The 15,532-nt window shown below is 29.0% G+C and carries 12 protein-coding genes; 10 read left to right on the top strand and 2 right to left on the bottom strand.

Annotation, left to right across the window (positions count from 1 at the left end):
• Window positions 1–5 precede the first annotated feature (5 nt).
• From OW730_RS26075 to OW730_RS26045, 7 genes are all read left to right on the top strand, one after another.
• The gene (locus OW730_RS26075; protein ID WP_271226981.1) at window positions 6–1,922 is read left to right on the top strand and encodes a putative bifunctional diguanylate cyclase/phosphodiesterase; all 1,917 of its coding nucleotides are present in this window, start codon (window positions 6–8) and stop codon (window positions 1,920–1,922) included.
• Window positions 1,919–2,041 (top strand): diguanylate cyclase domain-containing protein, encoded by a 123-nt coding sequence (locus OW730_RS26070; RefSeq protein WP_271226980.1) that lies wholly within the window; start codon window positions 1,919–1,921, stop codon window positions 2,039–2,041. Before OW730_RS26075 ends, OW730_RS26070 begins: the two co-directional genes overlap by 4 nt.
• 165 nt (window positions 2,042–2,206) lie before the next feature.
• A complete protein-coding gene (locus tag OW730_RS26065) occupies window positions 2,207–2,692 on the top strand; it encodes a hypothetical protein (protein ID WP_271226979.1) in 486 nt (161 codons plus the stop codon).
• A gap of 46 nt (window positions 2,693–2,738) precedes the next feature.
• Complete coding sequence (locus tag OW730_RS26060; RefSeq protein ID WP_271226978.1) at window positions 2,739–3,647, top strand: HD-GYP domain-containing protein; 909 nt, start codon at window positions 2,739–2,741, stop codon at window positions 3,645–3,647.
• A gap of 195 nt (window positions 3,648–3,842) precedes the next feature.
• Entirely contained in the window at window positions 3,843–4,883 is a 1,041-nt protein-coding gene (locus OW730_RS26055) for an ArsR/SmtB family transcription factor (protein ID WP_271226977.1), read from the top strand.
• 19 nt (window positions 4,884–4,902) lie between these two features.
• Window positions 4,903–6,240: a TldD/PmbA family protein gene (locus tag OW730_RS26050; RefSeq protein WP_271226976.1), complete on the top strand. Its 1,338-nt coding sequence runs from the start codon at window positions 4,903–4,905 to the stop codon at window positions 6,238–6,240.
• Window positions 6,241–6,277: 37 nt separating this feature from the next.
• Entirely contained in the window at window positions 6,278–7,522 is a 1,245-nt protein-coding gene (locus OW730_RS26045; protein WP_271226975.1) for a metallopeptidase TldD-related protein, read from the top strand.
• Window positions 7,523–7,581: 59 nt separating this feature from the next.
• On the opposite strand, the gene OW730_RS26040 is transcribed toward OW730_RS26045, so the two are convergent.
• Both OW730_RS26040 and OW730_RS26035 read right to left on the bottom strand, forming a co-directional pair.
• Complete coding sequence (locus OW730_RS26040) at window positions 7,582–8,841, bottom strand: SPFH domain-containing protein (RefSeq protein WP_271226974.1); 1,260 nt, start codon at window positions 8,839–8,841, stop codon at window positions 7,582–7,584.
• Window positions 8,842–9,083: 242 nt separating this feature from the next.
• Window positions 9,084–9,587 (bottom strand): NUDIX domain-containing protein, encoded by a 504-nt coding sequence (locus tag OW730_RS26035; protein WP_271226973.1) that lies wholly within the window; start codon window positions 9,585–9,587, stop codon window positions 9,084–9,086.
• 228 nt (window positions 9,588–9,815) lie between these two features.
• Here OW730_RS26035 and OW730_RS26030 point away from each other — a divergent pair, with 228 nt between their 5' ends.
• From OW730_RS26030 to OW730_RS26020, 3 genes are all read left to right on the top strand, one after another.
• Entirely contained in the window at window positions 9,816–10,781 is a 966-nt protein-coding gene (locus OW730_RS26030; RefSeq protein ID WP_271226972.1) for a GNAT family N-acetyltransferase, read from the top strand.
• 442 nt (window positions 10,782–11,223) lie between these two features.
• Window positions 11,224–13,362, top strand: coding sequence for a peptidase MA family metallohydrolase (locus tag OW730_RS26025; RefSeq protein ID WP_271226971.1), 2,139 nt, complete (start codon window positions 11,224–11,226; stop codon window positions 13,360–13,362).
• A gap of 300 nt (window positions 13,363–13,662) precedes the next feature.
• Window positions 13,663–15,411, top strand: coding sequence for a methyl-accepting chemotaxis protein (locus tag OW730_RS26020; RefSeq protein ID WP_271226970.1), 1,749 nt, complete (start codon window positions 13,663–13,665; stop codon window positions 15,409–15,411).
• The last annotated feature ends 121 nt before the right edge of the window (window positions 15,412–15,532 follow it).

The following is a 15,532-nucleotide window of genomic DNA, read 5'->3' as shown; positions in this document are numbered from 1 at the left end:
TTAGCATGAATCGTATAAAAAAGAATATGTATTTAGCGTTTTTAATATTAATTATTCCATTCATTGTTACAATGATGGTTGCTAGTTTTACATATATTAAAATTAAAGATGATGGTGTTGCTATAAATTTATCAGGCTCTCAACGTATGAGAACTATGCTTATTAGCAATTATTCTCAACAATATGTAAGTGCAGTTGAGATAGAGGATTCAGGAAAAGTAAAAGAGTTAAAGGAACTTTTGAATATAGAAATAGATATATATGAAAGGTTTACAAATGCGTTAATTTATGGTGATAAAGAATTAAATATTAGTACCAATAGGAATAAAGAAATTGTTACATATTTTGATAGTATACTTCCATTGTTAAATTTATACATTTCTAATGTTGAAATATTATTAGATTATCCAGATGATTATGAAAGTCTTTCATTTATTATTAAAAATGCAATGGGATTAAAAAATCAGATACATGAAATTGTTGAGTTGTATCAGATCAAATATGATAGGAATATTAATATTTTTAAAATATTAATTATTTTGTTAATTATTGTAGGGATATTTTTAACTGCTGTTAGTTTGCATTTTATAAAGAAAAGCACTTTAAAAACTTTAGAAAAGGCTTATTATGATGAGTTAACAGGATTAAAAAATAGAACATATTTATTTGATAATATGCTTAATATTATAGATGAAAAAATTCATTGTATTTATATTGATTTAGATAATTTTAAAGATATAAATGATTTATATGGGCATATTGCAGGAGACTTTGTTCTAGTTGAAGTTGCAAGAAGATTAAAAAATATATTTGGAGATGAAGGGGTATACAGATTAGGTGGGGATGAATTTCTTGTCATTATTAAATGTTGTGGAGACTCTAAGCAATGTTCAGTTTGTTCAATTCCTAAAAACAAATGTGAGTTAATTCTTGAAGAAATAGTACAACCTATTATTAATAATGACAGAAAAGAAGAATATGTAGTGGGTTGTTCAATTGGTTTTGCAAAACCAGATATTAATAAGGAAATATCTATTGAAAGATTAATAGAATTATCAGATGTAGCAATGATTAAAGCTAAGGAGTCAGGAAAGAATCAATACTATATAGCAAATGAAGAATTTTTAAGTCAATATAAGGAAAGTATTAGAATGAAAGTTAGTCTTAATAATGCAATTGAGAATAATGAGATTATCCCTTATTACCAGCCAATAATAGATATTAATACAAAAGAAATTAAAGGGATTGAGACTTTGGTTAGATGGAAGAAAGATAATGAAATTGTCCCTCCTTATAAATTTATTAAATTAGCTGAAACTTCGGGAAAAATATATAATATTGATTTGCTTATGTTAAGAAAAGGTATTGAATTATATCAAGAATTAAAGTTAAGTAACAGTGTCTGTGAGGAGTTTATTATTTCATCAAACTTCTCGCCATATACACTTTCAAAGGTAAAAATAAATGAATTGTTAAAATACATAGATAATTTAGGGGTTAAACCTGAGAATGTAGAAATTGAAATAACTGAGGAAATGATAGTGGAATCAGTTCAATATAATAAAGTTTCTAAGTTATCTGAGTTAGGATTCAAAATTGCTATTGATGATTTTAGTGCGGGACATTCATCCTTAAAGTATTTAAATGGAATAGATTTTAGTGTTGTTAAATTAGATAGAAGTTTATTACCAGTATCAAAAAAGCATACAAAAGAGAGTATTATTTATAAAACAATTGTTAACTTAGCTAGTGACTTAAAGATTGATATAATATCAGAAGGTGTGGAAACAGAGGAACAAGTTAAGTTTTTGAAAAATTTAGGGGTAAAAAAGGTTCAAGGATATTACTATTCAAAGCCAGTTTCTGGAGAAAAAATTAAAAATATGATTTGTGTAGATAAAATAATTGGGGGGCAAAATTGATTGCTACTTTTGGTGTAAGTGAATTTTTACAGGGATTTTCAATAGAAAATGTGATTGGAAAAGCTGATAAAGCTTTATATGAAGCTAAAACTAAGGGGCGTAATAGAGTATGTCATTAAGTGGTTTATTGAAGCGCGTGAAACGCGCTTTTTTTATGTATTCATATATATAAATATATGAATAAAAAAATGTAATTATTATTAATAATATAAAGGGTATTTTGGTTTTTTATAGAATATTTAATTATGTGAGGTAAATAATGCAAAAAAGAGGGGGAAAATATTATGAAAAAGAAAATAAGTTTAATGTTATCATTAATATTAATGCTATCATTATTTATGCCTACTGTTTATGCTGCGGATAATAACAAATTAAATAAGGTTATTAAAGAAGTAGAAAAAGCAAATTGGATGATTGAAAAAGAAATCACAAAAAGCGTCGAAAAAGCAGACAGAGAAATGGATAAATACGATAGAGAAATTGAGAAATTAGAGAACAAAAAAGCAAATGAAAATGATCAAGAAGAATTAAATAAGATAGATAATAAGATTGTAGAACTTAAGGATAAACGTAATTCAAAAATAAACGATATAATAAATGAATTAATTATAGTAACAAATAGAATTGCTTTAAAAACAGTAGAAAAAGGGGCTAAAGAAGGAGTTACAATTCAGTGTGAATTAATTGAAGTGGAAATAGGTGGTACAACTGTAATGATAGATCCACTGATAGTATTAGATTTCGATTACGTAGAGTCTGATGAAGAATAAAAAAATAAATAATTAACTTTATTTATTTTTATTGAGGAGGAAAACAATGCACCAGGGATTATTTTTAGGACAAAATAATAAGTATATTGAAAATTTCACTCAAAAATCATCCGAACTTAGATTGCTTGCTAAAGGTGATGGAACTGAGATAATGCTACAAAAAATTAATTCAGGGATATTTTTTGTTATATCACCAGGTGAAAATGGAGAGTTGATGGAATTTTTTTATATATTAGAGGGGTGCATTGAAGTTCATGAAGAGGATAATATTTCTATTCTAAAGCAGGGAGAATATTTTTATGCGCATCATTTGAGAGAAACTGTAAAGTTCAAAGCAAAGGACGATGTAACTTTATTATATGTGACAACTCAACCTGTTTTTCAATATTTAAGTAAAACACTAAAGGAGTTAACTGATATTGTAAAAGATGTTGATAAAAAGGATTCATATACATATAGTCATGATAAAAGAGTACAAAAGTATTCTATTAAAATAGCTAATAAATTAAGATTGTCTAAGGAACGATTTGAACATCTGGCAGTTGCAGCGCAACTTCATGATATAGGAAAGATAAATGTACCTATTGAAATCTTGAATAAACCAGGAAGGTTGACTCCAGAAGAATTTGAATGTATAAAAAAGCATTCTAGTGATGGAAGAGAATTGGTTAAGAAAACTTATTATGCAAATATAGGAACTATTATAGAGCAGCATCATGAACGATTAGATGGTTCTGGATATCCTTATGGGTTAAAAGGTCAGGATATATTGCTGGAGGCAAAGATTATAGCAGTAGCTGATACATATGATGCGATGACCACTGATAGGCCTTATAGAAAGGGTTTAAGTCCTGAAACAGCATTAAATGAATTAAAAAGATTAAGTGGAATTCATTACGATGAAGAAGTTGTAAATGTTTTTGAAGAGATATTAAAAGAAGAAAAAATAGTATAGATAAAAAATGGCTAATAGAGATTTACTCTATTAGCCATTTTTTATTATTAACTATGAGTTATTTAGATAAAATTAAAAGATTAGAAAAGTATCTAATTAAGGATTGACATTTTATCTAATTAAAAGTAAAATTATAATATAATGGAAATTAGATAAATGGCTAATCGTGAATTAGATAAAAGGGGAGAGTAGCTAATGAATATTTTATTTGATAAAGCTCCTGGGGAGATATATGATGTTTTCTCTAGTTTGTGGATTTTAAATAATTATGAATATGCAAAAGAGGAAATGAGACAAATTGGTGTTGAGTTTAATAAGAACTATGAAAATATTTTATTGTCATTAAAAAGTAATGGGGAAATTGATAAAAATAAAATTGAAAGATATTTTCAAGAGGATTTAAATATAGCAAAGATATTTTTACAACTTGATATGTGGAAATATAATAATTTAAATGAATATCTCAATTTTTTAATGAGTCTTAATGATAATGAAATTAGAGAACGAATTGTAAAAGCAGTAGCAGATGAAGATGAGAATAAAAATGATTTAGAAGAAGTATATGCTAGCAATGAAAGTATAATGAATTATATTAAACATAAAGAAATTAATTCATCATTAAAGTGGGAGATTTTTTGTTTGTTAGATGATAGAAAAAAATACATGGAAGATTTTGTTGGTTTTATTAAGGAATATTCAAAAATATCCAAGGAAGTTGAAAGTGTAAGGAATAAGGAAGTGGCGGAGTTTAATTTAGAACTTCAAAAAAAACTTCAGAACTTTGGTTTAGAATACTTAAGAAATATTACTAAGAATATTATTGACTTTGAGGATTTTGAGAATATATATATTAGTTCATCCATTTGCAATTTGTTGTTTATACAAGTTAATGAGAAAGAAAATACTTGCTGTGTTTTAATTGGAACTGAGATTAAAAAATATCTAGAAAAAAATGGTGGAAGTAATACTTTGGAAAATAATTTAAAGATATTCAAAAATATTTCTGATAAAACTAGATTCTCAATAATTAAACTTTTATTAGAAAAGGATTATTATGGTCAAGAAATAGCCAAAGTATTAAACATAACAACAGCTACTGTTTCCTATCATATGAATTTTCTTGTTCTTACAGAGTTGGTTCATATAGAAAGAAAGGAACATAAGGCATATTATTCACTAAATAAAAATGTTTTAAGAAATTGTATTAAATTTTTAAATAATGAATTTAAATTATAGAAATTAAGGGGGTATTGGGATGTTTAAATTTCCAGTAAATTTGTATTCAGATGTAAGAATTGAAGATGTATTTGAAACAACAATAGCGTACACAAACGGTAATCTTGATGAGAGCAAAATTAAAAAACGTAAGGCAGCATTTGTTAGAGTTTTTGATGGGCAAAGATGGTATTATGCTTCAACATCAGATGTTGATAATATTCAGAAGCAGCTTGATATACTTTCATTAAAAGCAAAGCCGAATAAAGATATATATAATCATCCTATTGTAGAGAAGTTTCAAGTAAATAAAGGTACATTCTTAAAATTTGATGAAGATGATATAACTAAAATAAACAAAGATGAAAAGAAGAATTTATTAACTGGATTATTTGAAACAATAAAATCAGAAGAAAATGTGAAAATGTGGAAGGCATATTATGTTGATAATAAAAAAATTCAAAGTTTTTATTCAAGCAAGGGGGCAGAGATAAAATTTGACTCCCAAAGAGCAGGTATAGAAATAAGACTTTCTATGGAAAGTAATGGCAAAACTTTTCAAGATAAATTTATAGAAGGTAGTGATAGCTTTGATAATTTAAAAAATCTAGAATTAAATTTAAAGAATTTTATATCAAAGTGTATAGACTTTTTAAAGAATTCAAAGCCTGTGGAACCAGGAAAATATAAAGTGATTTTATCACCACTTGCTGCTGGGGTTTTTGCTCATGAAAGTTTTGGTCACAAAAGTGAATCTGACTTTATGGTTGGAGATGAGACTATGAAAAAAGAATGGGCAATTGGAAAAAAAGTTGGATCAGATCTACTTTCTATAGTTGATAATGGAATGGATTGTGGCTCGGGTTATGTACCATTTGATGATGAAGGTACTAGAGCAGAAAAAACTTACCTTATAGAAAATGGAATACTTAGAGGTAGACTTCATAGCGTATCAACAGCTGCATCACTAGAGGAAGAATTAACTGGAAACTGTAGAGCTATAAATTTTGAATATGAACCAATTGTTAGAATGACTACCACTTATGTATTACCTGGAGATAAGACTAAGGAACAGTTATTTAGTGAGGTTGAGGAGGGGATATATGTAGAGTCAATTAAACATGGCAGCGGTATGTCTACATTTACCCTTGCACCATCACTGGCTTATATGATTAAAGATGGAAAAATAACAGATCCGGTTAATGTTTCTGTTATTACTGGAAATGTTTTTGAAACTCTTTCAGATGTAGATGGTGTTTCAGATAAACTTGAATTATTATCATTTATATTAGGTGGATGTGGTAAATTTGAGCAATTTGGTTTGCCTGTAGGTTTTGGTGGACCATATGTAAGAATAAAAAATATGAATGTTCAATAAAAGCCTTTATAAAGGTTAAAGTAAGGGGGAAATATAGATGTTAAAGGAAAAGTTAGTTAATAAATTAAAAGAGACTGCAATAAATATTGTAAATTCAGAGATAGAATCTATAAGAGAAAAAAATATAACAAAAACGGGATTAAGAGTTTACGAAAATGGTAAAATTGGAATTGCAGGTGCAATCGGAAAATATGATGAAAAAGAACTTGAAAAAGAGGCTATAGAGTCCCTTTCTGAAAATATAAAATATGAATGTGACCTATGTGGAAACAGAAGTGAAGTAATTGATAAAAGAAGAGAGATTATAAATGATGAAGATTTTATAAAAGAAATGGAGGATGTGATAACACAAATTAAAGATGAGCAATCTGAATTCTCCTTCTTTGGAAAGGTGTTAATTACTGAGACGGCTAATACGTTATCAAATGACAAGAATCTTAATTTAGAATATAGGGATAAATCATTAGGGATTGGGTTGGCATTTAAAGAAAAGACATCTACAAATATTATGGATGTAGTATTTGATTGCGATGGAAGGAATTATGACAGAAAATTATTAATAGATGAAATTAATATGATTTTAGATGGATATAAAAATAAAGTTGAGCTTCCAGAAGAAAAAACTTATCCAGTTGCATTTCTTCCTTCAAATAGTGGGATTTTTAGAAAATTTGTATCGGATTTACATGGAGAAATGTTTGGATCAGGGACATCTCTTTTATCTAATAAATTAGGAGAAAAGGTATTTAATGAAGAATTTACACTTTATAAATCATTAAATCCAGAGGATGTGTTGAACATACCTTTCTTTGATACAGAAGGTATAGTTAATAAGGATTATAGATATGCTCTTATAGAGAATGGAGTAGTAAAGGCACCATATACTGATAAGAAAACTGCAAAAACATTCAATCTTCCTCAAACTGGAAGTGCTGAAGGGGATTATTACGATGTTCCTGGTATTAGTTTAAACCCTTATTCATTATTCAAGATTAAGGAATCTGAAAAGATTATAAAGGAACTTCTTGCAGGAGATATGGGTGTTTTAGTTTTATACTCAGCGGGAGGAGATTTTGCTGCTGATGGAAATTTTGCTACACCAGTTCAAGTTGCCATGCTTTTTGATGGTGAGAGGATAATTGGAAGACTTCCTGAGATTCAGGTGTCATCTAATATTTTCCATATGTTTGGAGATTCATTTAGGGGAGTTTCAAAAGATAACTTTTTCCCACTATCTGAAGATAAATTAATTGTAATGGATATGAAAGTATCAAAAATTTAAAAAAACCCCTGATTTCCTTTTAAGGAAATCAGGGGTTTGATTTTAGTATTTGTTTATTGTTAGTTTTCATCTTCCATTTTATCGATTATATCTAATAGCATGTTTACACTGATTGCATCCATAGGGCCAGTTCCATTTTCAGTACCACCAATAATTATCTTAGGAACTGCAACTTTTGATAACTGTTCAGCTACTCCGATTTTTGTTTTCATTTCTATTTCAGCTTTTTCTTTTGGAGTAAGACCAGCCTTAACAAGAAGTTCGTTAGCTTTAGCTTCAGCTTCTTTCTTTGTTAATAATGCCTTAGCTTCAAGTTCTGCTTTCTCTTTGTTTAATTCAGCAACTTGCTTTTCTTTTTCTGCTTTTAAAACTGCAACTGCTTTTTCTTGTTCTGCTTGTGTAATAGCTCTTTGCTTCTTAACATCTTCTTCTGCTTTTGCTTGTGCAATTTTAGCTTTACCTTGTTCTATAGCTGTAATAGCATCTTGCTTAGCTTTCTCAGCTTTAGCTCTTGCTAAAATTCTTTCTTGCTCTGCTTCTTGCTTTTGAACAATTAAAGTGTCTATTTTATCATCATAATCAATATCTTTAACAGAAACCTGCATTAATTCAATTCCGTATTTCTTAAATACTGATTCAACTGCTATTACTGGTTTACCGTTAGAATCTTTTTGTATTTCAACAATAGTAGTTATTAAATCGTTACCATCTGCATCTTTAGTTTTTATTTGTTGAGATTTAGTCTTATAAATACCTTCTCTTAATTGCTGTTCAAAGATCATATTGAATTCACCTTTACTACCACTGTAAGTTTGTTCTGCTGTAAAGATTGTTGAGGTATTTTGTAGAACCTGAGCTGTATACTGTCTTACTAAATCGTTTTGAATAGCTCTATAACTTCTATAATCCTTATGAAGTCTTATTCTCTTATCTGCAGCTGATGGTAATTTGTATTTTACTGAACCTGATATTTCACCAGTACCTCCACCAACAAATCTAACTTGAATTGGTTGTGCTTCTTTCCCAGCTCCACCATCTAAATCAGATTTAGAGAAATAATAAGTGTCTGATACAGAATACTCTGTTTCAATACCAAAATTCTGCATGTGCCAACCAGCTTTATCAATTACGCTTAGTTCACCACTGATTCTTCCTTGTTTTATCTTATAAAATCCTGCATTGTTACTTCCAATTACACCATTTAATAAAGTAAATGATAGTACACCTAAAAGTGCTACACTAATTAATCCTCTTCTTAGTTTTTTTGAAATACCTACCTTTGGTCTTTGTGGTTTGTTTGGCATAATTTCTCTTTCCATAATTAATACTCCCCCTGTGTTATATTAATAAAATTTATTTGACGCTTTTAAAAAGTTTTTTTAAAACTTAATTACTGTATGACTATATTATATAATATGGTATTAAATAACTCAATAACTGATAAGAGTAATCTTATGTTAAAATCGTTGAAATAACTAAAATAGCTCTCTTTTTCTAAAGAATGCTTAAAATTACTACAAAATGGTTATTAAATATATTAATTCCAAAAAGATTATATCAATTACTTTAATAATTCTTTTGCAATCATCTCTAACACAAAGGTTTCCCTTTCAATTGAAAGTCCCATTGATTCTTCTTTATTTGCAATAACTTCTTTGTTGTGACGAATAGCTTCATTAATATCAATCCAAATGGTACTCATCCCGTTTGCGATTTCGTAATCTTCAAGATTTGATTCTCCAAGCTTTTCGTCAATTTTGCATACGTAAAAATATGAAGTCATATGAATCAGGTCTGAATCATCATAGTAAGATGGTCTATACTCATCGATTAAGCCATACTCTTCAAGTACTTCCACGTTTGTTGCACCAGTTTCTTCAGAAAGTTCTCGTTTAAGACCTGTGATTAAGTCTTCTTCAGGATCAACTCCACCACCTGGGAAGCTATAGTCATTGTATCTTTTAGTATATAATAATAAGATTTTAGAGCCTTTAAGTATAATGGCTCTAGCAGCTATTCTTTCATATATTTTACCTTCAATTTTTTTAATGTCATTATGAATCATCTTTTTTAATAATCTCAATTTTTGTACCTCTCTTTAAGAATTTTGTAAGTAGTTTGTTTAGTTACTGAATTTTTACAGCTATTAGCTATTTTATCATATGTTTATTCGTTACACAAAAGTATATTTAATCAATAAAAAAGTATAAATTAATTATAATTATTTTATGCTTACAAAAATAAATTAACACATGAGATAATTTATTTAGAGTACTTATTAGGGGGAACAAATTTGAAAATAAAAATTAATTATGAGCCAATAAATAAAAGGCATATTAATCAAGCAGTAGACTTAGTGTTGTCTGCATATAATGAAGAAAGAAAGGCAATTCCTTTTCTGCCTGATGAACATGATTTTTCCACGGATCTTCAAAGTTATGTTGAATATTTATTTAATAAGGGAACTGGAATTGCAGCTGTTTACAATAATGAATTAATAGGTTTCCTAGCAGCATTTAAAGTGGATGAATTGTTTGGTAAATGCAAAGGTATATATAGTCCTTTATATGGTCATGGAGTAAAAAAAGAATACCGAAGCAGTTTATATAAAGAATTATATAGACATGCGGCGGATATGTGGGTAAAAGAATCTTATATGAATCATGCTATTACTTTATATACACATGATAGAGAAACTATAGATACATGGTTTTGGTTAGGATTCGGATTGCGTTGTGTGGATGCTGTACGTGAAGTTGCGCCTATTAATGTAGAGAATGAAAATATTATTATTTATAAAGCTAAAGAAGAGGATATACATCATATAGCATCTATCACTGGAAAGACTAATGAACATTTAAATCTATCACCTATGTTTATGCCTAGGGTAAATAAAGATATCGAAAAGAAATTAAGTAAATGGTTTCATAATGAAAATCATCATATGTGGGTAGCTTGCAGAGATAATATGCCAGTAGGATACATGAAAATAGAACCAGATGGAGAGAGTTTTATTTCTGAGCATACTAATATTATGCATATAAAAGGAGCATATGTAGCAGATAGTGAGAGAAATTCAGGGGTTGGGGGAATGTTGCTGGGTGAAATACAGCAATGGCTTATGAAGAATGGCTATCCTCTTTGTGGAGTAGATTTTGAGTCCTTCAATATTGAAGGAAGTCATTTCTGGACAAAGTATTTTACACCTTACACCTACAGTATGGTAAGACGAATAGATGAGAGGATAAATGAAATTTAAAATATTGGATGAAAAGGGGAGATAATTATGATGGATGAAATATTTACTGTGTTCCCAGAGATATTTTTCTCAATATTAAAAGACGAGTATGGTGAAAAGAAAAATTAAAATTTCTTACTAAAAAGGCATGAATATCATGCCTTTTTTTGTTTTAAAATGTTTTTTTAAAATACTTTAATGTATTTTGGGTTTAATGTTTAACAATTTAATGTAGTAAATACCATAAATATACGATAATGTGTAATCTTATGTAAGAATATTAATATTGAAAACTATGAAAATGCGTGGTAGAATTAGTACAAGCTGTTAAAATATAACAAATATCGCGTTTGTTATATTGAATTAACATAGTCTTAAATAATTTTTAGGGGACTTGATAATAACAGGTAAAGATTATTTTAAGACAGATATATAAAAAATTAATTCACTAAGGGGGTTTTTTATGAAAAAGGCATTATCAATTTTAATGGCATTAACAATGGTAGTTACTTCAACTTTTGTTGGTAAACTACCTAAGGCAGAAGCTGCTCAAAACCAGGGTAATACTGCAAGATATGAGAATACTTATGACGTAGGACGTAAACTAAGACAATTAGAGAAAGATGAAGAATTTAGAGCAGAAATGGACGCTAAAATCAGAGAAATGGGAAAAAGTTTTAACTTTAATGAAGAAGAAGCAAATAATGAACAAGGAGAAGGGGCAGATACTAATAATGCAGTAATAACTAAGTGGTTTATGGGGTTAGATGCGACTAAGTCATTCCCAGATTCATATTATTTTAAAAAATACACATTAAGAAGTGTTGGTGAAAATTGTGAAGTTTGGGTTGCAAATGATTTATCTTACCCTGAAGGAGATGCAAGACCAGCTCATGTAGTAACTCAAGAAGAGGCAGACCTTTTAAGAGATCAGTTTGATAATAATATATATCAAAAAGATACAGAGTTCTTTGGAAAACCTGGATCACTTACTGGTGAAAATGCAACATTGCCAGGAATGGTTGGTTTACCACAAGACTATTACGCTCCATTTGATGGTGTAGAAAGAGTAATGATATTAGTGGATAATGTTAGAGATGAAATCTACCATAACCCTGAATATCCTATATTTATTGCAGGATTCTTCTCACCTAGGTATAAAGAGTATTTTAATAGAAACATAATTACTATTGATTCAGTTAATGTAGAAGCATTGTTAAGTACAGTAGCTCATGAGTTCCAGCATTTAATTCATAATTCTAATGACTCAAAGGAAGAATTATGGATAGATGAAGGAATGGCTACGTATGCTGAAACTCTTTGTGGATATGGAATTCCAGAAGGGGATATAGAAGAATTATTAACTCATCCTGAAAATTCATTAGTTGAATGGGATGAGCATGAAAATGCACCAACAGGTCCAGAAACTCTTGCGGACTATGGACAAGCGTATTTATTCACAACATATTTAAATGACCAATATGGTAAGGAGTTAGTTAGAGCACTTGCATTAAACCAGAAGCAAGGAATTGAGAGTGTAAATGAAGTATTAGCAGACTTTGGTATTGATTTAACTTTTGAAGATATATTTAGAAACTTTGTAATAGCTCTTGCAATAGATAGTCCAGAACCAGGTAATGGAATATACAATTTTGAAAGTCTTGATTTAAACATTAACTATGAATCAGCTAAGAAATTTGATAAAGATGGAGTACCTGCATGGGGTGCTGATTATAAAGTATTAGATGATGTTAAGAAAATCCGTAATGTATTATTTGATGGTATTGAATTTTTACCTCAACCTTGGCAAGTTATAAATGATCCATTTGAAAATAGAGGAGAGGTATTCTGGGGGAATGAAGGAAATCATCTTAACAATAGTTTAATTTTCAAAGCTGACTTAACTGGAGCAGAAAATCCAACTCTTAAGTTCGATACTTTTATCCATATTGAACCAGAGTGGGATGCAGGTATGGTTCAAGTATCTACTGATAATGGTGAAACATGGACTAGTTTAGCTAACGAAAATACAATAGGGCAAGAAGATTTCCCATTCAATGAACAAGCTGAAGATCTTTATAATAATTTACCAGGATTCTCAGCAACTAATACTGAATGGACTACAGAAGAATTTGATTTATCTGCATATGCAGGACAGAACATATTAGTTAACTTTAGATATATGACAGATGGTGCTTATAATGATTTAGGATGGTTTATAGATAATATAGAAATATCTGAAGTAGGATTTAATAATGATTGTAGTTCTTTAGAAGGATTCTATACTTTAGATCAAATAAAAGGAAATACTGTTGATTATGCAGTTACGTTCATTAATGAAAAACAAAATGGCAACAGCCCAACACGTTATCAGGTAGTAAATATTGATCCATTCAATATAAAAGAAACAGATAAGGTTCAATTAGAAGGTTTCTTTAATAATGGCACAAACTACATGATAGTTTGGTATGCAGCACCTGTTGGTAAAAAAGGAGCAATAGAATTTACTTATGAAATCATGACTCAAGATGAGTTTGCTAAAAATAAGAAATTCAATAATGGAAATAAAGGTAATGGAAAGAAAAAAGGTAAGAACAAATAGTAATAATCTCTGATTAAAAAATCAGATTGTAAAAAGTTAAGATTATAATTATTTAGATGAGGAATTCTTTTGAAAGGAAGAATTCCTCATTTTCTTTTACATGAATTTATATGATTAAAATACCATTATGCTAAAAAATGAATTAAATAAAAAATAATAACTAGAATAGTTAAAGGCTGGGAAAGAGGGAATTTAGATTTAGATTTTTTCAAAACAGTCGATAATTAATATATAATGTCGTAATTGATTGAACAATCAGCCAATTATTCAAGGCTTTTAAAAATAAAAAGGAGGATTAATATGAAAAAGATCAAGGCTATTCATAGTAAGTTATTATTCATTTGTCTAGTATTACTTATATTGCCAAGTAGTATTATTGGTTTTTTAAGCTATAATTTGGCTAAAAGTGAATTAGATAAAAAGGGTGAAGTTATTCTTAAAAATGGTGTAAAGCAAGCTATGTACTTAATTGATGCTAAGCAAAAAAATCTTGAAAATTCTATTTTATCGAAAGAAGAAATGCAAGAAGAGATAAGAGTATTCTTATTAGGTAAAAAGACAGCAGATGGGAAAAGACCTATTAATAAAAATATAGATTTGGGAGAAAATGGTTACTTCTTCATTTTTGATAGTGAAGGAAATAAAGTATTACATCCTTCTACTGAAGGGAAAAATAGTTGGAAATCCGTAGATAAATCAAAAGATAAGAAATTATTTGCTCAAGAAATTATAAAAAAAGCTAAAAATGGTGGTGGGTTTACAGAATATACTTGGACGTTTCCGGGATCAGAAGAAACAGGATCAAAAATAACATATTCTGAATATGATCCTGAATGGGATTGGATAGTTGTAGCTGGTACTTATCATGTGGACTTCAATAAAGGGTCTAATAGAATTCTTAAGATTCTTTTTATAACTTTAGGGGTTGCTTTTGTTTTAGGTGTAATTATTATTATATTCTTTGCAAAGCATATATCAGCTCCAATTAAAAAGATTATGATTGCTTTAGAAAAGGTAGCTAATGGAGAGCTTAATATTAGTCCTATAAATATTAAAAACAAAGATGAGACAGGTAAGTTAGCGGATGCATTTAATAATATGCTTATAAATATAACAGGGTTAATTAGTGCAGTAAAAAATTCAGGAGAGAGTGTATCTAATGCAGCAATATCTCTTAATGAAACAACAACACAAAGTGCAAAAGCTACAGAAGAAATATCCTTAACTATAGCTGAGATATCAAATGGAGCAACAGAGCAGGCGGAGAATATATTTGAAGGAGCAAATAAAATTAGTGAACTAGGTGAGGATATAGAAAGAGTTACTAGTATTTCAGGAGAGATGAATGAGGTTTACAATGGTACAAATGAACTAGCAGAAGAGGGATTAAAAGTTATTAAAGTTCTAGGCGATAAATCTTATGAAGCTACTGAAGCTACAAATGAAGTAAATACAATTATCAGTCATGTTAATGACAGTAGTAAGCAAATTGGGGTTATAACAACAACTATTAAGCAAATTGCAGAACAGACTAATTTATTAGCTTTGAATGCATCCATTGAAGCTGCTAGAGCAGGGGAAGCCGGTAAAGGGTTTGCTGTTGTTGCAGATGAAATAAGAAAGCTTGCAGAACAATCTTCTCAAGCTATACAGGATATAAATGATATCTTATCAAATATTCAAAATAGCTCTCAAAGTGCAGTAACATCTATAGAACATACTAAAGAAATTGTATATGAACAAAATCAAGCTGTTGAAGATACAAAGACAATATTCAATAATATTTCTATTTCAATAGAGAGTTTAAAAGAAAAGGTTATAGAAGTAGCGAAGTATAATAATAGAATGAATGATAAAAAAGCAATTATCCTTGGTATAACAGAGAATCTATCAGCTATATCAGAAGAATCTGCAGCATCAACTCAAGAGGTTTCTGCAGCTACAGAAGAGTTGTCGGCTTCTTCTCAAGAGGTAGCTAAATATGCTAGAGATCTAAATGATTTATCTAATGATTTATTCGAAAATATTAAACAGTTTAAGATTGACTAATAAATCATTTTGTCATATATGATAAATATATGACAAAATAATTAACACATAGAGATTTCCCTCTTAGAATTATAATAATAAAGAAGATAGCAAAATCAATGGTTTTGGTCATTTTGTAAAA

Origin of the sequence: Oceanirhabdus sp. W0125-5 (assembly GCF_027938815.1) — a bacterium.
Lineage (GTDB): Bacteria > Bacillota > Clostridia > Clostridiales > Clostridiaceae > Oceanirhabdus.
Note: the sequence above shows the minus strand (reverse complement) of the source record. Positions and strands in the feature narration are given on the sequence as shown.